The organism is Streptomyces sp. NPDC031049 (assembly GCF_055571015.1).
The window spans coordinates 296,203-316,789 of sequence record NZ_JBVIGC010000002.1; the positions used below are offsets into that span (position 1 = coordinate 296,203).

Here is a 20,587-nt window from a genome sequence, read left to right on the forward strand (position 1 = left end):
GTTGCTTTGCGCAGGGTGCGGGGGGCGCTCCCGGCGCGTGTCGTACGCGCACTACGTCCCCGCACCCCGCGCCGGCGGCTAGGACCGGTACGACAGCCCGTGCCCGACGGGATACAGCACCGTCGCCGGGTCGTCCGCCCGGACCACCGGCACCGGCAGCTTCCCGCGCGGGCTCTCCCGCCCGGCGATCACCCTGGCCGCCGCCCGCACCTCGACGTCCGTCCAGGAGTAGGCGGCGAGGCAGGCGGGCACGCCGGGCAGCTGGGCGACGTCGTAGGGGTTGCGGATCGCCACCGCGACGACCGGCCGTCCGGTCGCCAGCAGCCGCTCGACCAGCGTCCGCTGGCTGCTGCGCGCGGTGACGTTGTACGTGGCGACCACGACGGCGTCGGCGTCCTGGGCCGCCGCGACGGCCGCGTCGACGGCGGCCGCGGACGGGGAGATGCCGGTGGACAGGGCGGTGGCCGTGAAGCCCTGCTCGGTCAGGGCGGCGGCGAGCACTCCGGTCGGCGGCCCGGTCGTGCCCGACGGCGAGGCCGGGTCGGCGCCCACCACGAGGAGGTTCGGCGTCCGGCGCCTCGACAGCGGCAGCAGCCGCCCCTCGTTCACCAGCAGCGTCGTGGTCCGCTCGGCGATCCGGTCGGCCGCCGCGAGGTGCCCGCGGGTGCCGACGGTGCGGTCCACGTCCCGGGAGGAGGTGTACGCGTCCGAGAACAGCCCCAGTTTCGCCTTGAGCCGCAGCACCCGCAGGATCGATTCGTCGAGCCGTTCCTCGGTCAGCTCGCCCTCGCGGACGGCCGTGCGGACCGCGTTCCAGGCGAGGTCCAGGTCCGGCGGGTTGAGCAGCTGGTCCACGCCCGCCTTCAGCGCCAGCACCGGCACCCGGTCGTCGCCGTACTTGGTCCGCACGCCCTGCATGCCGAGGGAGTCGGTGACCACCACCCCGTCGTAACCCAGCTCCTCGCGCAGGATGCCGGTGAGGATGGGCCGGGAGAGGGTGGCCGGGTCGCCGGAGTCGTCCAGCGCCGGGACCATCAGGTGCGCGGTCATGATCGAGTCGATGCCCGCCTCGATCGCCGCCCGGAACGGCGGCGCGTCCAGCTCCTCCCACTGCTGCCGGCTGTGGGTGATGACCGGGAACCCGGTGTGGCTGTCGGTGGCGGTGTCCCCGTGCCCGGGGAAGTGCTTGGCGCAGGCGGCGACGCCGGAGCGCTGATAACCCGTCACTTCGGCGGCCACCAGCCCGGCGACGGCCCGCGGGTCGGCGCCGAAGGAGCGCACGCCGATCACCGGGTTGGCCGGGTTGACGTTCACGTCGGCGACGGGGGAGTAGTCCTGCCGGATGCCCATGGCGTGCAGTTCGGCGCCCGCGATCCGGCCGAGGGTGCGGGCGTCGGACCGCGAGCCGCCGGCGCCGATCGCCATGGCGCCGGGGAAGAGCGTCGCCGGCCGGCCCACGCGGGCCACTATCCCGTGCTCCTGGTCGGTGGAGATCAGCACGGGCAGCCCGCGCGGCAGCTCCAGGGAGGCCTTCTGGATGCCGTTGGACAGGTCGGCGATCTGGTGCGGGTCGCGGGTGTTGTGCGCCCAGGCGAAGTAGATGATGCCGCCGACCCGGTACCTGGCGATCAGTTCCGCGGCGGTGCGGACGCCGATCTCCCGGAGGTTGGCGTCGACGTCGGCCTGGTCGGGCGCGGTGGCGGAGTGCCCGTAGACCCGCATGACGAAGAGCTGTCCGACCTTCTCCTCCAGGGTCATCCGGGAGATGAGGGCGCGGAGCCGGTCGTCGTCGGGCCGGCCGGGGCCGGCGTGCGCGGTGACGGTGCCGGCGGCCGTCACGGCGGCGGTGAGGCCCGCGGTGGCGGCGAGGACGGCGCGTCTGGAGGGCTGGGCGGTGCTTCCTGTGCTTCCCGTGCTGCTGTCGTGCACGTGCGCTCCTTCCGGAGGGGAGGCTGGCTGGATACGTGCGGGAGCGTGCTGGGACGGGGCGGGGCCGGGTCGGCGGCCGGCCGGGGCCGGGTTGAAGGAAACTTCCGAGGAGTCACCAATATCCGGGAAGTTTCTGCCAGTCAAGGGAGCGCACAGGAGCCGCGCGGTGCCGCCACCGGCGCTGTGGGAGGGGTGCGCGCCGATGGCGGCGTGCCGCCGGCCGCGGTACGGCGGAGAGGGTGGTCAGCGATCGCAGCCAGCAGCGAGGCCGACACCGCACCACGGGACTCGTCCGGCGGACCGTGCTTGGACGTGCAAAGGCGGGACCCGGTTCCCCGGCCGGGGCGTACGGCCACGGCGCCGGCGGCGCCCTTTCCGCGCCCGGCGCACAACCCGCGGAGAAATGGATCAGCGGCCTTTCCTACCGTCTTCGGTGCGCCCCGCTGAAACTATTTGTCCGCAAAACCCTTCACTCGATTGCCGCGCATCTGCGGGATCTGGGCCGCGTTAGTCGGGATATGACCATGGCGGCTGGGGAAAAATGCGCCCCCGGAACTTCGGGCGGGAGAAAGTGACCACAGCGCGGGCGGTCCCGGCGGGGCCCTATGTGTACATTCCGGCGCCGAAGCAGTCCACGGGCGCGATGAGAGGGGCCCTCACAAAAGACGGACGCCTCATTACGCTCATGGAAACGGAAAATATTCTGCGGGATTTCCTGGACGTCATGGGCGACCTTCAGGCGGAGGCCACTCGGCGGTGGGGCGAGACGGACTCATGGACCGCCTTCCCCGGAGCCGAGTGATCGGGTCACCTTGTGTACGACGGATACATGGAGAATTCCCCGGAGTATCCCGGCCCCTATGGCGGGACCGGCGCGGCGGGAACCGGGCGGCATCGCGCACCCGCCGAGGAGGACCCGGTGCCCCTGGTGCCCCCGGACCCGCTGTGGGACCCGGCCGAAGAACTGGCCTTCATGCTCCGGGACGCGATGGAGCACGAGGGCCCACGGATCCCCCCGCCGCGTGACGAGGTCTCGGTCGCGGCCCCGGCCCCCGGCAGCCCCATGGGGGTGCTCCAGGAGATCACCGCGGAGCTGCCGCCGCTGAGGGAGGCCGCTCGCAGCCATCGCAAGGTGCGCCAGCGCCGCCGGGTGGGCGTGGTCCGGGCCGTCGGCCGGGTCTTCGCCGCGCTCGTCGCCGTCGGCGCCTCGGCGGTGAGCCTGTTCAGCGCCACGGTCGCCTATGACCCGCTGCGCGCCGTCGCCGAGTCCCGGCTCCAGGTGGGTGCCGTGGCCTGGTGGCCCCTGCTGGTCTTCGGGCCGTGGCTCGTGGCCTCGCTGTCCGTGCTGCGGGCCGCCCTCTACCAGCGCCGTGCGACGCACTCGTGGTGCGTGGTGCTGGCCTTCTCGGTGATCGGCATGCTCCTGTGCGTCGCCCAGGCGCCCAGGACCGCCACCGACATCGCGGCGGCGGCCTTGCCGGGCCTCGCGTCCCTGGCCTGCTTCCAGCAGCTCGTACGCCAGATCACCCTGACCCGGCCGCCCCGCCGCACGGCGCCGCGCCACCGGTTGCGGCCGACCGCACCGGAGGGGGCCCCCGAGACCGCGGAGCGGACCGCACCCGGCGACGACGCGGACGCCCCGGCGCCGCCGGGCACACCGTCCGCTGCGGCCGGCGGCGTCCCGAGGCCGCGACCGCAGGGGCCCGCCCCGCGGGCCCCGCACCCGGGCCCCGGGACGTACGTGATCAGCGACGTCCGGACCGGCCCGGCGGACGCGGGCCGCCCGCCGTCCCGCCCGGGAGTGACCCGGGACCCGGTCAGGCCGACTCGCTGAGCAGCCGCGTGAGGTGCTCCCGCCCCCCGGCCAGCAGGTCGGGGAGCGGGGCGGCGGTCTCGTACCAGCGCTTCTCGTACTCCCAGCACAACCAGCCGTCCCAGCCGTGCCGGGACAGCACCTCCACGCACTCGGCCAGCGGCAGCACGCCCGCACCCAGGGCGAGCGGCGTGGTGTCCTCGGCGGAGGCGATGTCCTTGACCTGGACGTAGCCGAGGTGCGGGGAGAGGGCGGCGAAGGACTCGTTGGGCTGCTCGCCGCCGAGCCAGGTGTGCATGACGTCCCAGAGCGCGCCCACCCGGCGGTGGCCGACCAGGCCGAGGACGCGCATCGCGTCGGCGCCGGTGCGGTGCGAGTCGTGCGTCTCCAGCAGGATGCGCACGCCCGCCTCGGTGGCGTCCTCGGCGGCCGTGCCCAGCCGGCGGGCGGCGATCGTGTCGGCCTCGTCGGGGCTCTGCTCCCCGCCGCCGGGGAAGACCCGGACGTACGGCGCGCCCAGGTCGCGGGCCAGGCCGAGGAGGGCGCGGATCTCGTCGAGCACCGGCTCGTCGTCGCCGGGCGCGGCGACCCGGGCGTAACCGGCGACGCAGAGGATCTCGACGCCGGCGGAACGGAACCGCTCGGCCACGTCGGCCCGTTCGCCCGGGGCCAGGCCGGGGTTGACCGGCTCCTCGGGGTGGGCGCGCAGTTCGACGCCGTGGTAGCCGTGGGCGGTCGCGAGCCCCAGGACGTCGGTCGGGGGCAGGCCGGGGACACCAAGGGTGGAGAACGCCAGCTTCATGTCGTCGGACACTACCCGCTGGGGCGCGGCTCACTCGGGTGTCACGCCCTGCGTCCGCGGGTCAGGCGGAGGCCCGCGGTGCCGCCGACGGGCCCTCGCGTTCTCGGCGCGAGCGTCGGCGCGTGGGGCCGCTGACGAGCCGCGCGGCCGCGGGTCAGGTGTCGGTGCGTGGTGGTGCCGGCGGGGCTCGTGTCTGTGGCGTGGGTGTCGGCGCGTGGTGCTACCGACGAGCACCGCGACCGCGGGTCAGCTGGCGGCGCGTGGTGGTGCCGGCAGGTCACGTGTCCGTGGCGTGGGTGGCGGCGCGTGTTGCTGTCGGCGGGTCCCGTGTCCGTGCCGTGGGCGTCGGCGCGTGCCGCTGCGACGGCCCCCGTGACCGCGGCGCGGCAGCCGGCCCGTGGCGCCGCCGGGCCCCGCGACCGAGGGTCAGGCGTCGGCCCGCGGTGCCGCCGACGACCCCCGCACCATCAGCTCGCCCCGCACCGTGGCGATCCCCCCGGGCGGCGGTTCCTCGCGTGCCATCGCGATGCGCCCCGCGCGCGCTCCCGCCTCGGCGAGCGGCAGGCGCACCGTCGTCAGGGCGGGCACCGCGTCGATGCTGAACGGCAGGTCGTCGAAGCCGGCGACGGACACGTCCGAGGGGATGCGCAGCCCCGAGTCGCGCAGTGCGGCGCACGCGCCCAGGGCGACGGAGTCGTTCGCGGCCACGACCGCGGTCAGCGTCGGGTCCCTGCGCAGGAGTTCGAGCGTCGCCTCGTAGCCGGACTGCCGGTCGTAGCGGCCGTGGACCGTGCGCTGCGGCTCGTCCGCCAGGCCGTGGGCGGCGAGCGCGGCGCGGTGGCCCTCCAGGCGGTGCCGGGTCGTCGTGCGCTCCTCGGGGCCGGCGATGTAGCCCAGGCGGCGGTGGCCGAGGCCGATCAGGTGCTCGGTCAGCGCCTGGCCGCCCCCGCGGTTGTCGAAGGTCAGCGCCACCGCCCCGGTCTCCGGCGCCGGCGGCCGGCCGCACAGCACCACCCGCGTCCCGGCGTCCGCGAGCTTGCGCAGCTTCGCCGCCACGGCCGCCTGGTGCGGCGCGTCCTCCACGGCGCCGCCGGTCAGCACCACGGCCGCCGCCCGCTGCCGCTGGAGGAGCGTGAGGTAGGTCAGCTCGCGCTCCGGGGAGCCGCCGGTGTTGCAGACCACCGCGAGCCGCTCCCCGCCGGCTCTGCCGCCCGGACCGCCGATCTCCGACTGGATCGCGCCGGCCATGATCCCGAAGAACGGGTCGGCGATGTCGTTGACCAGGATGCCGACCAGGTCGGAGGTCGCGGCGGCCAGCGCGCTCGCCGGTCCGTTGAGCACGTAGTCCAGCTCGTCGACCGCCTTCAGCACCCGCTCACGGGTGGACGCGGCCACGGGGTAGTTCCCGTTCAGCACGCGCGACACCGTCGCGGGGGACACCTGCGCGCGGGCCGCCACGTCCGCCAGGGTCACCGTCATGTCCTCGTCCTCCGGTCGCGCGTCTCGTCGTACGCGGTCGCGCCCTCGTCGCCCACAGGGGGACCTTACGACCGCCGACCGCCTTTGTTCGCCCCCTCGAACAACTCGCCCCCCGCCGCAGTCTTGTCCAGACCACGGCCCACAGGCTAGCTTCATCACAGATAGAAAGCGCTTGCTGCCGCGCTCACCAGTCAGACCGGCCGACGCCGGGCCGCTGCGCGCGCGGACCGCGTACGACACGTACGAAGGGAACGACGTGACACGCAAGACGGTGCGTATCGCCATGAACGGCGTCACCGGGCGCATGGGCTACCGCCAGCACCTGGTCCGCTCCATCCTCGCCCTGCGCGAACAGGGCGGACTCGACCTCGGCGACGGCACCGTGCTGTGGCCCGAACCGGTCCTCGTCGGCCGCCGCGAGCACGCGCTGCGCGTGCTGGCCGAGCGCCACGGACTGGAGCACGTCTCGACGGACCTGGACGCGGTCCTCGCCGACGAGAGCGTCGAGATCTACTTCGACGCACAGGTGACCTCCGCCCGCGAGGAAGCGATCCGCAAGGCGATCGCCGCGGGCAAGCACATCTACACCGAGAAGCCGACCGCCACCGGCCTCGACGGCGCCCTGGAGCTGGCCCGGCTGGCGAACGCGGCCGGCGTCAAGCACGGCGTCGTCCAGGACAAGCTGTTCCTGCCGGGCCTGCTCAAGCTCAAGCGGCTCATCGACGGCGGCTTCTTCGGCCGCATCCTGTCCGTGCGCGGCGAGTTCGGCTACTGGGTCTTCGAGGGCGACTGGCAAGAGGCCCAGCGCCCGTCCTGGAACTACCGCGCGGAGGACGGCGGCGGCATCGTCGTCGACATGTTCCCGCACTGGGAGTACGTCCTGCACGAGCTGTTCGGCCGCGTGAAGTCCGTGCAGGCGCTCACCGCCACCCACATCCCGCAGCGCTGGGACGAGAACGGCAAGCCCTACGACGCCACCGCCGACGACGCCGCCTACGGCGTCTTCGAACTCGACGGCGGAGCGATCGCCCAGATCAACTCCTCCTGGGCGGTGCGCGTCAACCGCGACGAACTGGTCGAGTTCCAGGTCGACGGCACCGAGGGCTCGGCCGTCGCCGGACTGCGCAACTGCCGGGTCCAGCACCGCTCCGCCACGCCCAAGCCGGTGTGGAACCCGGACATCCCGGCCACCTACTCCTTCCGCGACCAGTGGCAGGAGGTCCCCGACAACCAGGAGTTCGACAACGGCTTCAAGGCCCAGTGGGAGCTGTTCCTCAAGCACGTCCACGCCGACGCGCCCTACCACTGGGACCTGCTGGCCGGCGCCCGCGGCGTCCAACTCGCCGAACTGGGGCTGAGGTCCTCGGCCGAGGGCCGCCGGATCGACGTACCGGAGATCACGCCGTGACCCTCCACCTGCCGAACCCCGACGGCACCCTGCGCGCCTACGAACCCCGCACCGACCCCCTCACCCTCGGCCCGGGAAGCGCTTTCACCTCCCGTACGGTCTTCTCCGCGGCGCACGTCGTCGCCGACCCCTACGCGGACGTCTCGCCCGACTCGCCCGCCGCCGTCGACTGGGACGCCACCCTCGCCTTCCGCCGCCACCTGTGGTCGCACGGGCTCGGGGTCGCCGAGGCCATGGACACCGCCCAGCGCGGCATGGGCCTGGACTGGGCCGGCGCGGCCGAGCTGATCCGCCGCTCCACCGCCGAGGCCAGGTCGGTGGGCGGCCGGATCGCCTGCGGCGTCGGCACCGACCAGCTGAGCGCGGGCACCCCCGCCGAGGTCCGGGCGGCCTACGAGGAGCAGCTCGCGGTGGTCGAGGAGGCTGGCGCCCAGGCCATCCTGATGGCCTCCCGCGCCCTGGCCGCCGGCGCCCGCGGCCCCGAGGACTACCTGGACGTCTACGGCCACCTGCTGCGCCAGGCCGCCGAACCGGTGATCCTGCACTGGCTCGGCCCGATGTTCGACCCGGCCCTGGAGGGTTACTGGGGATCGTCCGACCTGGACGCGGCGACGGAGGTGTTCCTCGAGGTCATCGCCGCGCACCCGGACAAGGTGGACGGCATCAAGGTGTCGCTGCTGGACGCCGGGCGCGAGGTCGACCTGCGCCGGCGCCTGCCGAAGGGCGTGCGCTGCTACACCGGTGACGACTTCCACTACCCCGAGCTGATCGCCGGTGACGAGCAGGGCTTCAGCCACGCCCTGCTGGGCATCTTCGACCCGCTGGGCCCGCTGGCCGCCGAGGCGGTACGGACCCTGGACACCGGGGACGTCCAGGGCTTCCGCGCCCTGCTCGACCCCACGGTCGCCCTCTCCCGCCACCTCTTCCAGCCCCCCACCCGCTACTACAAGACGGGCGTGGTCCTCCTGGCCTGGCTGGCCGGCCACCAGAGCCACTTCACCATGGTCGGCGGCCTCCAGTCGGCCCGTTCCCTGCCGCACCTGGCCCGCGCCTACGAACTCGCCGACGGCCTCGGCCTGTTCCCGGACCCGAAACGGGCGGAGGACCGGATGCGCACCCTTTTGGCCCTGCACGGAGTGGACCAGTGACCGATCTCGAGCGGTTCAGCATCAACCAGATGACCGTCAAGCAGCTGTCGCTGCCCGAACTCGCCGACGCCTGCACGGCGCTCGGCGTGCGCAACGTGGGCCTGTGGCGCGAACCGGTCCAGGCGTACGGCGTCGAGGCGACGGCCAAGCTGATGCGCGACGCGGGCCTGACCGTCACCACCCTGTGCCGGGGCGGCTTCCTCACCGACATCGACCCGGTCCCGCGGGCCGAGGCGCTCGGCGACAACCACGCCGCGATCGACGAGGCCGCCACCCTCGGCACCGACACCCTGGTCCTGGTCTGCGGCGGCCTCCCTCCCGGCAGCAAGGACCTGCACGGGGCCCGCGAACGCATCGCCGACGCCCTCGCCGTCCTCGGCCCCTACGCCGCCGAGCGCGGCGTCCGCCTGGCCATCGAGCCGCTGCACCCCATGTTCGCGGCCGACCGCTGCGTGGTCTCCACCCTCGCCCAGGCCCTCGACCTGGCCGAACGCTTCCCGGCCGACCAGGTCGGCGTCACCGTGGACACCTACCACATCTGGTGGGACGACCAGGCCCCCGCCCAGATCGCCCGCGCGGGCGCCCAGAACCGCATCCACACCTTCCAGCTCGCCGACTGGACGACCCCCCTCCCCGAGGGCGTCCTCAACGGCCGCGGCCAGCTCGGCGACGGCGCGATCGACCTGCGCGAATGGCGCGGACACACGGAGTCGGCCGGCTACACGGGCCCGATCGAGGTGGAACTGTTCAACGAGAACCTGTGGTCCCGCGACGGCCGCGAGGTGCTGTCGGAGACGGCGGAGCGGTTCCTGACGCACGCGGTGTAGCCCGTCGATGGGTGGGGGTGCCGATGCGTCCCCACCCCGCCGACTCCGTGCCCCTACGCTCCGGGCGTGTACTGGGCCGGTGGCGTGCCGAGCCGGTGGGCCACCAGCTCCAGCCACGCGCCCGGGGCGTACGGCGCCGGCGGGTCGACCTCCATGCCCAGCTCCGCGACGGCGAGGGCGTAGCCCGGTTCGTCCAGCCCCAGTGCAAGCAGTTCGCGCAGCTCGCCCACGAGGCGTGCCACGAGCTGTGGCGCGGTGGAGGAGCGGTAGTCCTCGACGGCTTCGTCGTGGCCGGCGAACTCGTCCGGCATGTCCTGGGAGAACCAGCCTCCCAGGAACTGCCCGGTCTCAGGGAAGCGGGCATGCCACTCCCAGTGGGTGGCCGGCGTGGCCGGGGGTGGCACCTCGCCCTGCTCGACGGATCGCCTGATGTGATCGGCCAGACAGCGCAGCCACTGCTGGATCTCGCGGTCGCCGAGGCCGACGTCGGCAACGTCGTAGAACTCGCCGAGCTTCAGCCGCAGCCGACCCGGCGGGTGCTCGGCATAGTCGCGGAGCTGCCGCTCGGCGATGGCCAGGGCCCATGGCCGGGTGTGCCAGGTGTGCCGCAGATAGGCGGTCAGGGCCGGCCCGGCGTGTTCCGCGGTGTCGTCGGCAGGTTGTCCGAGGTAGGCGCGGATCACCTGGTCCAGCTCGCCGTAGCGGCGGTCGTGGTCGATGGGAGGCAGAGGCATGGTGATCCGGCTTCTACAGGTAGACGGGGAAGGTGGCGTGCACGGCGAAGCCGTGGGGCTGGTCGGCGTCCCGCTTGAGGATCACCCGGGCCGCACGTACGTCCACGGGTTCCCGCCCGGCCAGCATCATCGCCTGGAGCAGCACACGCCCCACGGGTTCGGAACGGGAGGGCCAGGAGGCCTCGATGGTCAGCCGTGACCGTGTGGACTGAGCCAGCCAGCGATGAATGACCTGCTCATTGGCAGTGACGACCTGCTGAGTCGCCCACTGGGCGGTTTCTCGGTCGGGGTAGGTGGCGGAGCGGGTGCGCACGTTGGGGATCCTTTCGGTATGTCAATCGTCCTCGAACCGCCACAGAATCAGAACACAAGAGTCTGAAACTCCGATGAGGCAGACGTCGATGGTTGTTTCAGCGAGCGTGTTGACGTAAAAGGACGAGGCCAAAAAGTCGGCCTCGTCGCCCTCCTCGGCTTCGCCGTGGTTGGTGAAGTACTTGGCATTATCACCCAGCGAGTCGAGCACCCTTCGCAAGCAGTCGTCACGCGTGGCATCCGGAGTGCTGAGTGAATCCTGATGCCCATAGAGCAGAGAGCCCGCGGAGATGAGCTTTGCGAGATCAAAAGCGCCCTTACGGGAAACCTCCAGAACACTGCTTCTGATATTTGCAGCGCTTGCATTCCGTAGCGCAGGTGTGGAACTGGCTGACCGGGACACATCCGTGGACCAGTCATCATGATGTCGGCTCGAAATCGCGATAAACGTCTTACGCTCGTCGAAGTGCTGCCTGGCGCATGCGGGTAGTTCGATAATTTGCATCGCTCGCTCACTCGGCGGGTACAGGCAGGGTTGAAAATGACAACCCGAGGTCCCTTCAGTCTTCCCAGAACGCCCAGAAGACGCCGACCTCAGTGTCCGAAACAGCGACGAGGCCACAGTCGGTGGTGTACACAGAGAGACAGGCCCACTCCGCGCTCGGGTTCAGCAGATCGGCTTTCGGGTTGTCTTGGGCGTCTGACGCGTTAGTGAAGAATCGGCCGTCCGGTCCGAACCGAGAGAGGATCTTCCGGGAGCTGCTGATGAGGGCATCTTTCCGCTGCTCGAAGTCGGGAATTTCAGAAGCTTGATACCACTCGCCCTTGAGAGCCACAAGCAGTTGGCTGGCTGGTTCTCTTTCAACTCCGTACAGCGAGCTCGCCAGCTGGTCGGCGTTCCACGGCATGAAGGGGGCCCCGATGCCACTGCGGTTCTCGTTGATCTCGGGCGCATAGTTGACGGATAGCCAATGCCGCGGGTCAGTGGTCCGTACGGCCATGACCGCAGCTACGTCAAGGAGCCAGTCTTCGCGGCTTCTTGGCCCCACGGCTGCAAAGGACCAGCCTCCACCGAAAAGGTCAAGCACTGCTGACTTCCAGGAAGCAGCATCGAGAGCAGGCTCTTGGTGCACAGGATTTCCTCGTCAGGTTGGCGGTAGCTTGTCACTGGGCATCGCTGTGAGGACGACGTATGGAGGTCGGTCTCCAGGAGCGGGGCGAAGAGTCACCAGCACCATATCGGAGTCGTGCGCATGAGAGTCCCCTCGCGTCCAAGAGCGGCCTACAGGATGATTGAAGTCGAGACCGATGTTTCTTGTTTGGTTGGGCTGGGTTGGGTTCCTGCTCAGCCATCTTTCGATCTTGCGTTGGTTGCCCGGGTCGTCAAGAACCGCTTGCGTGTAGCGCTGGGCGTCTTCAAGCCTGTGGAACGTGGATACAGCAATTGGCCTGGTGATGCCGTCTTGGTAGAGTCTCGCCTGGTCGCGTAGTCGCTGCGCCAGTTGCTCGTCTGTCTTTCCTACGTGCTTGTCGATGACGTGAGCACCCAGCCTGCCCTCTTGGTTTGCCAGATCTACTGGGTATTTGTGCCTTGCTTCATCGTCTCCTGGGACAGTGTATAGCGGGTTCCCTTTGAAGTCCGTCAACGCTCGCGCACCGAACGCTTCCGCCCGGGCTGACTCTGCATCGAACGTCGGTGCACTGTCATAGGCCTCGTCCAGTGCGTCCCGAAGACCTTTGACCCGGAGTGTTTGCCGATCGATTCTGTTGTTGTATGCCGTGACGGCATTGTTCATGGCCTCTTCGTCGAGATTCAGTACGATTCCGGACGAGAGGTCAGTGACCGCGCTCTTGCCGAGTCTCAGAAGTCCTTTGCCCAGGTTCTTGACGTCCTTGAGATCCACACCATCGCTGATGTCGATCTGGGGCAGCGTATCCAGGACCGCTTTGCGGTAGATCCGATGAAGATCCTCGCGGACGTCTTCGGCGGCCTTTGCAAAGTTATCGACGGCGTCGACCATGACTTCACAGGTTTCGAAGAGAACCGCAAATACGGGATGGTTCGCCCCCCGGTTGCCGGCAGTGTCGTTCGCCCAGTTGTAGCCATGCCGGTCCTTTCCCCAAGCTGAAGTGCCCCACAGAGTGCTGAGGAAGGTGCGCATGGCGCCATACCACTCGCTGTTGCTCTGGTAGGTGATGCGCGTCAACTGATGTGTCAACGTGGTCTCGACCCAGGACAGCGTCCGCTGCGGCATGCGCCAGGCTTCGGAAACGGACTTGAGCCGGTGATGGTTCGGTAGAGGCAGAATCTCCGCCGCTTTGCCCCAACGGCACGCGTCTTCCAGGAGCGGCCGCATCACTGTCAGTACAACGGCCTCCACGCCTTCCAATGCACGCTGCACAAAGTCTTGACCGTCATCGAAGTCGCCCCACTTGAAGTCGGTGATGGGACCGTAAGCGGGAGGGCTCTTGATGACAGCCGGGGCTGGCTGAGTGTGTGGCTTGGCGGTGGGGGAGGGGTTGGTGGCGGCATCGGCTACCGCATAGTTGTTTCCCGTGGTCGTGAAACCGACCGCGGCCCCGCCTACACTGACCACCGACTTGGCCCAGACGTCCAGAAACCGCTCGCCCACGTCCTTGTAAGCGGTGGTGAAATCGGAGACGGCCGTGCCCCTGCCGCCGCCGTCCGGGTAACGTGCCAGTTCGTCCAGGAATGCTTTGATGCCGCGGTGCAGTTGGTCCTGTTGGTCCGCCACGGTTGTTGAAACCCCGTACAGGACGGAGGGGGTGACGTCGACGATCCCTTCCGGAACGCTGGGGGTGGCCATCAGGCCGCTCCCCAGCCGCGAAGTACGGCCTGGTGTGCTGCCGCGTAGTTCGTCTGCCCCGTAGTGACCACCTCGTGCAGCCACTTCTGTGCCGCCTGTAGGTCCTGCGCCGACCGGTCCCATTCATCGAGCTTGTCGACAAATACCTCACGGGCCTCACCTTCCCATGACAGGACGACGGGCACGACACGATCGTAAAGGTCGTCCAGCTTGCCGCTTAGCTTCTTGAGTATGTCCTCCAACTCCAAGGCGAGTTCGTGAAGGGTGGCGAAGGAAACGGCTATGTGGTCATCGGCAGTATTCTCACCTGGCATGTGATTCCCCGTACGTCAGTGGAACCGCGTCTGCGGATATTTCGAGCGACTTGGGCCGTCAGAACGAATCGAGGCTGCTTCGATGCCGAACTGGTGCAGCTCCCGGGTCATCAGCTGGATTCGGTGTGGAGAGCCTGTCGACTTCACTGTCGACGTCCACTTGGATCTGCATCAGTTGGGCGAGCACATCCAGGTCGCGCTGGGTGAAACCGTCTCGGCTCAGACGCACGGCTTGCTCAAGGTGCTGCATCACTTCACGGATGCGCACGGCGTCTTCGGCCGCTGCTCGGTGAAAAGCCCGGTACGTTGAGGCAGCCGGGCCGCGCCAGCCCGCCTCGATGCGGTCCACGACGGCGTCCATACGCTTGATCTGCTTTTCCAAGTGATCTTGCATGTCGTCGAGGTCGTCGGCGAGCTTGGTGAGGCTCGTGCTGGAGGCACGCAGGTCGGGTTTACCACCTTGGCCAGTGGGCGTACTGGGCGTCCCCATGATGTTCCCCCGTTCTCGACTCATCAGCGGCGCAGCGGCTGGGATGGCCCACCCCTGACACATGATCCTATGAGTCGGCTCAGCGGGGCCCGTGCAACCCGGCGCAAAGAATCATCGCCGAGCCGTGCAACCCTCCCCCCGCCCCGCCGGTCGTACTAGGCGTCAGGACACCTCGGTGGGGGGGACCCGGGGGGGATCGCGAGGGTCCTGGTGGGGAGGGGAACCCCGAGGGGGTCGGGTCGGTGGCCTGGCCCCCTCGAAGCCGTCCGGGGTGTGGCGCGGGTCAGAAGAAGACCCCGCAGCGCAGCAGGACGTTGGCGTAGGGGCGGGCCTCGCCGGTGCGGACGATCAGGCGGGCGGTCGCCGAGAGGTGCTTGAGGCGTTCGTGCGGGACCAGCCCGAGGGCCTCCCCCGGGAAGCGGTCGGCCAGCAGGGCCGCGGTCTCGGGGTTGGCCCGGTGGATCTCCGCCGCCGCCGTCGCGCCCTCGGTGACCAGCTCGGCCAGCAGGCCGTCCAGCACCTCGGCGAAGGACGGCACTCCGGCCCGGAACGCCAGGTCCACCAGGCGCGGTCCGTCCGGTACGGGCATGCCCGCGTCGCAGACCAGGACCCCGTCGCCGTGGCCCAGTTCGGCCAGGGCGCCGGCCAGGTGGCGGTTCAGGACGCCGGACTTCTTCATCGGACCTCCCGCACCGTGGCCGTCCCGCTCACAGCGCCTCGACCTCCGCCGCCGTCGGGTACGACTCCTGCGCCCCCGCCTTCGTCACCGCCGCCGCCCCGACGCGGGCCGCGTACGCCGCCGCCTCGGCGAGGGACGCGCCGGTGCCCAGCCGCCAGGCCAGAGCCGCCGTGAACGCGTCGCCCGCACCCGTGGTGTCCACGGCGTCCACCTTCACCGAAGGCACCCGCGTGACGCCCTCCGCCGACGCCACCAGCGCCCCCTCGGCGCCCAGCGTGACGACCACCGAGCGCGGGCCCTTGGCCAGCAGGATGCGCGCCCAGTCCTCGGGCTCCTCGCTCACCAGGGAGCCGCCGAGCAGCACCCGCGCCTCGTGCTCGTTGACGATCAGCGGATCGCAGGCGTCCATCACCTCGCGCGGCAGGGCGCGCGGCGGGGACGGGTTCAGCACGAAGCGGCTGCCCGGAGCCAGGCTCCGCACCACCTGCACCACCGTCTCCATCGGGATCTCCAGCTGCACGGAGACCACCCGCGAGGCGTGGAAGAGACTCGCGGCGGCGCTGACGTCCCCCGGCGTCAGCCGGCCGTTCGCACCCGGCGAGACCACGATGCTGTTGTCCCCGGACGGGTCCACCGTGATCAGCGCGACGCCCGTCGGGACCTCACCGACCAGCACGCCCACCGTGTCCACCCCGGACGACCGCTGCGACTCCAGCAGCAGCCGGCCGTAGTCGTCGTCCCCGACCCGCGCCAGCAGCGCCGTACGGGCGCCGAGCCGGGCGGCGGCGACCGCCTGGTTGGCGCCCTTGCCGCCCGGGTGGACGGCCAGATCGGAGCCGAGCACCGTCTCGCCCGCCCCCGGGCGCCGCTCGACACCGATCACCAGGTCGGCGTTGGCCGACCCCACGACCAGCAGGTCGTAGTCGTACATGGGTTGTCTCCCCACTCTCCCGCTGTCCTCCGGCGGGCTCATGACCCTCGTGGCCCCATGCGGCCCTCTCGGCCCCATGGCCCTCGTGGCCCTGACGACCGTGGTCCTCGTGACCGCAGTCATCATGACCGGAAGCGGGCGGTCCACTGTGACCGCCCGCCCGCATCCCGGCGTGACGCCGGTGTCAGCCGTCGAAACCGGCCACGTTCTCCCGCGTGACCACCTTCACCGGCACCTTCACCGTCTCCTCGGTCTCCTCGTCGTCGGCCGCGCGCAGCGCGTTCTCCACCGCGATCCTGCCCAACTCCTTCGGCTGCTGCGCCACCGACGCGTACAGCGTGCCCTCCTGGACCGCCTTCAGCCCGTCCGGCGTGCCGTCGAACCCGACGACCTGCACCGACTTCCCGGCCTTGGCGCCGAGCGCCTTGATCGCGCCGAGCGCCATCTCGTCGTTCTCCGCGAAGACACCGTCGATGTCGGGGTGCGCCTGGAGCAGGTTCGTCATCACGTCCAGGCCCTTGGTGCGGTCGAAGTCCGCGGGCTGCTCGGCGACGACCTCGATGCCCGGGTAGTCCTTCAGCCCCTCGGCGAAACCGGCGCCGCGCTCCCGGCTGGCCGAGGTCCCGGCCTGCCCCTGGAGGATGACGATCCTGCCCTTGCCGCCGAGCTTCTCCGCCAGCGCCCTGGCCCCCTGCGCGCCGCCCTCGACGTTGTCGGAGGCGACCAGCGCGGCCGTGTCCGCCTGGTTGACGCCGCGGTCGACGGCGATGACGGGGATACCGGCCTTGTTCGCCGCCCGCACCGACGGGCCGGCCGCGTCGGAGTCCACCGGGTTGACGATGATCGACGACAGGCTGCCGCTGGTGAAGTTCTGCAACTGGTTGGCCTGCTGCGAGGCGTCGTTCTGCGCGTCCGTCACCGTCAGATCGACCCCCAGTTCCCTCGCGCGCTCCTCGGCGCCCGCCCGGATCTGCACGAAGAACGGGTTGTTGAGGGTCGACAGCGACAGACCGACCTTCTGCGTCTTCCCCGCCGGGGAACCGTTGTGCAGCAGCGAGGTCGCCCCGACGACCGCCACCGCCACCACGGCCGCGATCACATACGTCAGCGCCTGCCTGCCCCTGCCCCCGCCGGACGCACCCGCCGCGGGCGTCGTCGCCCCCGCCTTGCGCCGCACCGTGTCCAGCAGCACCGCCAGCGCGATGACGACACCGATGACGACCTGCTGCCAGAAGGCCGACACCGACAGCAGGTTGAGGCCGTTGCGCAGCACCGCCAGGATCAGCGCGCCGACCAGCGTGCCCGAGGCGCGGCCGGTGCCGCCCGCCAGCGAGGCACCGCCGATGACGACGGCCGCGATGGCGTCCAGCTCGTAGCCCTGCGCGGCCTGCGGCTGCGCCGAGGACAGCCGGGCGGCGAGCACGATGCCCGCGGCGGCGGCGAACAGCCCGGAGAACGCGTAGACGGCGAGCTTCTGCCGCTTCACCCGCAGCCCCGACAGCCGCGCCGCCTCCTCGTTGCCGCCGATCGCGTACATGGCGCGGCCGATGTACGTCCGTCCCAGCACGAACGCCGTGAGCAGCCCCATGACGACCATCACGAGCACCGGCACCGGCAGCCAGCCGCCCAGCGTGTCCCCGAGGTGCGAGACCGACTCCGGGAAGGCGATCGGCGAGCCCTGCGAGACCACCAGCGACAGACCGCGCGCGACCGACAGCATGGCCAGCGTCGCGATGAACGGCGGCAGCTTCCCGTACGAGATGAGGAAGCCGTTGACCAGGCCGCAGGCGATGCCCGTGACGATCGCGAGCAGCACCGCCACCGGCACCGGTATCCCGGCCTCGGTGGCGCTCCAGGCCAGCACGGTGGCCGACAGCGCGGCGACCGAACCCACCGACAGGTCGATGCCCGCCGAGACGATGACGAAGGTGACGCCGAAGGCGAGGATCGCGGTCACCGCGGCCTGGACGCCGACGTTCAGCAGGTTGTCGGCGGTGAGGAAGTCGCCGGACAGCGCCGACATCGCGACGACCAGGACGATCAGCGCGGTCAGCGCGCCGTTGTCGAGCAGCAGGCGGCGCAGGCCGCCCGTGGCGCCGCCCCGCGCGCCCGGCTTGCTCTTGAGCGTGTCAGTGGCCACGGGAGGCCTCCGTTCCGTTGCTGGTTCCGTTGCCGGTGGGGGCGCTGACGGCGAGCGCCATCACGGCGTCCTGGGTGGCGTCCTCGGCGGTGAGTTCGCCGGCGATCCGGCCCTGCGCCATCACCAGGACCCGGTCGCTCATCCCGAGCACCTCGGGCAGGTCACTGGAGATCATCAGCACGGCGGCGCCGGCCGCCGTCAGCTCGTTGATCAGCTGGTAGATCTCGACCTTGGCGCCGACGTCGATGCCGCGCGTCGGCTCGTCGAGGATCAGAACCTTGGTGTCGGCCAGGAGCCACTTGCCGATGACGACCTTCTGCTGGTTGCCGCCGGACAGGGTGCGCACATGCTGGCCGAGGCCCGCCATCCGCACACCGAGCTGCTCGGCGATCCGGGCCGCGGCCGCCCGCTGCCCCTTGAGGTCCACGAGCCCCGCGCGGGTGGCCGACCTCAGGGTGACCAGCCCGAGGTTCTCCTCGACGGAGGCGTCCAGCACCAGCCCCTGGCCCTTGCGGTCCTCGGGCACCAGCCCGACACCGGCGGCCATGGCGGCGTTGACGTCATGGCGCCGCAGCCGGGTCCCGGCGACGGTCACCGCGCCCTCGTCGTACGGATCGGCGCCGAACACGGCACGGACGACCTCCGTCCGCCCGGCGCCGACCAGGCCCGCGACGCCGACGACCTCACCGGCGCGCACCTCGAAGCTCACGTCATGGAAGACCCCGTTCCGGGTCAGGCCCTGGACCTTCAGCAGCGCCTCGCCGGCGTCGGCCCGCTCCCGTGGGTACTGCTGCTCGATCGACCGCCCCACCATGAGCCGTACCAGCTCGTCCTCGGGGGCCGAGGCCGGGACCTGCCCGACGCTCCTGCCGTCCCGGATGACGGTGACCCGGTCCCCGAGCGCGGCGATCTCCTCCAGGTGGTGGGTGATGAAGACGATCCCGACCCCGTCCTCCCGCAGCCGCCGCACGATCGCGAACAGCTTCTCGACCTCCTCGGAGGTGAGCACGGCGGTCGGCTCGTCCATGATGAGCACGCGCGCGTCCAGGCTGAGCGCCTTGGCGATCTCGACCATCTGGAGCCGGGCGATCCCCAGTTCCCGCACCCGCGCGCGCGGCGACACGTCGACACCGACCCGCCGGAGCAGGACCTCCGCCTCCGCGTCCATCCGCTTCCGGTCGATCACGCCGAACCGGCGCGGCTGCCGCCCGAGGAAGATGTTCTCGGCGACCGTCAGATCGGGAACGAGGTTGAACTCCTGGTAGATGGTGGCGATTCCGAGGCGCTCGGAGTCCTGCGCTCCGTGGATGCGCACCTCTTCGCCGCCGACGAGGATCCGCCCGGCGTCGGGCGTGTGGGCGCCGGAGAGCATCTTGATCAGGGTGCTCTTCCCGGCGCCGTTCTCGCCGAGCAGCACGTGCACCTCGCCCCGGCGCAGAGCGAAGTCCACGCCGTCGAGCGCGACCACGCCGGGGAAGGTCTTGCGGATGCCCTCGATGCGCAGCAACTCGTCCGGGTTGCTCACGACGTACTCCTTCGTACGGGGGAGGGGGACGGGGGAGGGGAGGCCTGTGCGGGCGCGCCGCACGAGCGGCGTACGACGAGCCGGGCGGGGAGGGTGACGGACCGGCCGGGCCGCCCCTCGATCCGGTCGACCAGGGCGCGCACGGCGGCCCGCCCCAGCTCGCCCGTGGGCTGGGCGATGGCGGTGACCGGCGGATCGGTGTGCACGAACCACGGGATGTCGTCGAACGCGGCCAGGGCGAGGTCGTCCGGGACCCGCAGGCCACGCGCGCGTACGGCGTCCAGCGCGCCGAGCGCCATCAGGTTGTCGGCGGCGAAGACGACCTCGGGCGGCTCGGGCAGGTCGAGGAAGCCCTCGGTGACCCGCCGCCCGCTCTCGGCCTGGAAGTCGCCCTGGCCGACGTAGGCGTCCGGGAGGGTCAGGCCGTGGGCCGCCAGGGCCTCCCGGAAGGCGTCCACCCGCTCCCGCCCGGTGGTGGTGGCGGCCGGCCCCGCGATGATGGCCAGCCGCCGGTGCCCGAGCCCGTACAGGTGCGCGACGAGATCCCGTACGGCGTCCTTGCCGTCGGCCCGCACCACGGGCACGTCGACGCCGGGGATCCACCGGTCCACGAACACCATCGGCGTCCCGGCCCGCGCGGCCTCCAGCATCCGCGGGGAGCCGCCGTCGGTGGGGGAGACGAGGAGCCCGTCGATCCGCCGGTCCAGCAGCGTCGTCACGTGGTGGTCCTGGAGATCGGGCCGCTCGTCGGCGTTGCCGATGATGACGCTGTACCCGAGCGAACGTGCCTCTTCCTCGACGGACCGGGCCAGCTCGGTGAAGTAGGGGTTCATCACGTCGCTGATGACCAGCCCGAGGGTGCGGGTCTGATCCGTCCGCAACGACCGGGCGACGACGTTCGGCCGGTACGCCAGCGCCTCGACGGCGGCGAGCACCCGGGCGCGTGCGGCGTCGCTGACGGCGGGGTGTCCGTTGAGCACGCGCGAGACCGTGGCGACGGAGACCCCCGCTTCGGCGGCGACGTCCTTGATGCCGGCCATGCGGTTCCACCTCCTCGTGGAAACGTTTACAGCGCTCGATTGGAAACGATTACACGCGCTGCGGGCAAGGGGGTGGGGGCGACCGAGACCCAATCGTGACCGCGGGATCGCCGGTGACCGCGAGGCACGAGCACCTCCTGCCGGCGAGGCGGCTGCCGGTGCCGTGCGCCGTCATCCGCCGGCGACGA

Annotated in this window: 19 protein-coding genes; 4 read left to right on the forward strand and 15 right to left on the reverse strand. The window is 71.0% G+C overall.

The window, feature by feature from the left end:
* Positions 1-78: 78 nt before the first annotated feature.
* Positions 79-1,929: a glycoside hydrolase family 3 protein gene (locus ACZ45Q_RS04800; protein WP_468254888.1), complete on the reverse strand. Its 1,851-nt coding sequence runs from the start codon at positions 1,927-1,929 to the stop codon at positions 79-81.
* Between the two features lie 829 nt (positions 1,930-2,758).
* Here ACZ45Q_RS04800 and ACZ45Q_RS04805 point away from each other — a divergent pair.
* Complete coding sequence (locus tag ACZ45Q_RS04805; protein WP_468254891.1) at positions 2,759-3,763, forward strand: DUF2637 domain-containing protein; 1,005 nt, start codon at positions 2,759-2,761, stop codon at positions 3,761-3,763.
* Here ACZ45Q_RS04805 and ACZ45Q_RS04810 read toward each other — a convergent pair.
* Both ACZ45Q_RS04810 and ACZ45Q_RS04815 read right to left on the reverse strand, forming a co-directional pair.
* Entirely contained in the window at positions 3,747-4,544 is a 798-nt protein-coding gene (locus ACZ45Q_RS04810; protein ID WP_468254894.1) for a sugar phosphate isomerase/epimerase family protein, read from the reverse strand. The genes ACZ45Q_RS04805 and ACZ45Q_RS04810 overlap by 17 nt on opposite strands.
* 426 nt (positions 4,545-4,970) lie before the next feature.
* On the reverse strand, positions 4,971-6,023 hold the full coding sequence (locus tag ACZ45Q_RS04815; protein WP_468254896.1) for a LacI family DNA-binding transcriptional regulator: 1,053 nt from the start codon (positions 6,021-6,023) through the stop codon (positions 4,971-4,973).
* Between the two features lie 256 nt (positions 6,024-6,279).
* On the opposite strand from ACZ45Q_RS04815, the gene ACZ45Q_RS04820 reads away from it, so the two are divergent.
* From ACZ45Q_RS04820 to ACZ45Q_RS04830, 3 genes are read left to right on the forward strand one after another with little or no spacing between them, the layout of a single operon-like run.
* Complete coding sequence (locus tag ACZ45Q_RS04820; RefSeq protein WP_468254899.1) at positions 6,280-7,431, forward strand: Gfo/Idh/MocA family protein; 1,152 nt, start codon at positions 6,280-6,282, stop codon at positions 7,429-7,431.
* A complete protein-coding gene (locus tag ACZ45Q_RS04825) occupies positions 7,428-8,579 on the forward strand; it encodes a dihydrodipicolinate synthase family protein (RefSeq protein ID WP_468254902.1) in 1,152 nt (383 codons plus the stop codon). The genes ACZ45Q_RS04820 and ACZ45Q_RS04825 overlap by 4 nt, the downstream gene beginning before the upstream one ends.
* Positions 8,576-9,406, forward strand: a complete 831-nt coding sequence (locus ACZ45Q_RS04830; protein ID WP_468254905.1) for a sugar phosphate isomerase/epimerase family protein — start codon at positions 8,576-8,578, stop codon at positions 9,404-9,406. The genes ACZ45Q_RS04825 and ACZ45Q_RS04830 overlap by 4 nt, the downstream gene beginning before the upstream one ends.
* A gap of 53 nt (positions 9,407-9,459) precedes the next feature.
* Here ACZ45Q_RS04830 and ACZ45Q_RS04835 read toward each other — a convergent pair whose 3' ends face one another.
* From ACZ45Q_RS04835 to ACZ45Q_RS04890, 12 genes are all read right to left on the reverse strand, one after another.
* Complete coding sequence (locus ACZ45Q_RS04835) at positions 9,460-10,140, reverse strand: contact-dependent growth inhibition system immunity protein (RefSeq protein WP_468254908.1); 681 nt, start codon at positions 10,138-10,140, stop codon at positions 9,460-9,462.
* A gap of 13 nt (positions 10,141-10,153) precedes the next feature.
* Complete coding sequence (locus ACZ45Q_RS04840; RefSeq protein ID WP_468254911.1) at positions 10,154-10,453, reverse strand: RNase A-like domain-containing protein; 300 nt, start codon at positions 10,451-10,453, stop codon at positions 10,154-10,156.
* Between the two features lie 21 nt (positions 10,454-10,474).
* Positions 10,475-10,957, reverse strand: coding sequence for a hypothetical protein (locus ACZ45Q_RS04845; protein WP_468254914.1), 483 nt, complete (start codon positions 10,955-10,957; stop codon positions 10,475-10,477).
* 55 nt (positions 10,958-11,012) lie between these two features.
* Positions 11,013-11,453 carry a hypothetical protein gene (locus tag ACZ45Q_RS04850; protein ID WP_468254917.1) on the reverse strand — a complete coding sequence of 147 codons (441 nt, stop codon included), beginning with the start codon at positions 11,451-11,453 and terminating at the stop codon, positions 11,013-11,015.
* A gap of 144 nt (positions 11,454-11,597) precedes the next feature.
* Positions 11,598-13,280 carry an RNase A-like domain-containing protein gene (locus ACZ45Q_RS04855; RefSeq protein ID WP_468254920.1) on the reverse strand — a complete coding sequence of 561 codons (1,683 nt, stop codon included), beginning with the start codon at positions 13,278-13,280 and terminating at the stop codon, positions 11,598-11,600.
* Complete coding sequence (locus ACZ45Q_RS04860) at positions 13,280-13,594, reverse strand: WXG100 family type VII secretion target (RefSeq protein WP_468254923.1); 315 nt, start codon at positions 13,592-13,594, stop codon at positions 13,280-13,282. Before ACZ45Q_RS04860 ends, ACZ45Q_RS04855 begins: the two co-directional genes overlap by 1 nt.
* A gap of 58 nt (positions 13,595-13,652) precedes the next feature.
* Positions 13,653-14,084, reverse strand: coding sequence for a WXG100 family type VII secretion target (locus ACZ45Q_RS04865; RefSeq protein WP_468254925.1), 432 nt, complete (start codon positions 14,082-14,084; stop codon positions 13,653-13,655).
* A gap of 283 nt (positions 14,085-14,367) precedes the next feature.
* On the reverse strand, positions 14,368-14,763 hold the full coding sequence (rbsD, locus tag ACZ45Q_RS04870; RefSeq protein ID WP_468254928.1) for a D-ribose pyranase: 396 nt from the start codon (positions 14,761-14,763) through the stop codon (positions 14,368-14,370).
* Positions 14,764-14,791: 28 nt separating this feature from the next.
* Positions 14,792-15,694: a ribokinase gene (locus ACZ45Q_RS04875; protein WP_468254931.1), complete on the reverse strand. Its 903-nt coding sequence runs from the start codon at positions 15,692-15,694 to the stop codon at positions 14,792-14,794.
* 184 nt (positions 15,695-15,878) lie between these two features.
* Complete coding sequence (locus ACZ45Q_RS04880; RefSeq protein ID WP_468254934.1) at positions 15,879-17,834, reverse strand: ABC transporter permease/substrate-binding protein; 1,956 nt, start codon at positions 17,832-17,834, stop codon at positions 15,879-15,881.
* Positions 17,824-19,359 carry a sugar ABC transporter ATP-binding protein gene (locus tag ACZ45Q_RS04885; RefSeq protein WP_468254937.1) on the reverse strand — a complete coding sequence of 512 codons (1,536 nt, stop codon included), beginning with the start codon at positions 19,357-19,359 and terminating at the stop codon, positions 17,824-17,826. Before ACZ45Q_RS04885 ends, ACZ45Q_RS04880 begins: the two co-directional genes overlap by 11 nt.
* Positions 19,356-20,399, reverse strand: coding sequence for a LacI family DNA-binding transcriptional regulator (locus tag ACZ45Q_RS04890; RefSeq protein ID WP_468254940.1), 1,044 nt, complete (start codon positions 20,397-20,399; stop codon positions 19,356-19,358). Before ACZ45Q_RS04890 ends, ACZ45Q_RS04885 begins: the two co-directional genes overlap by 4 nt.
* Positions 20,400-20,587: the final 188 nt, after the last annotated feature.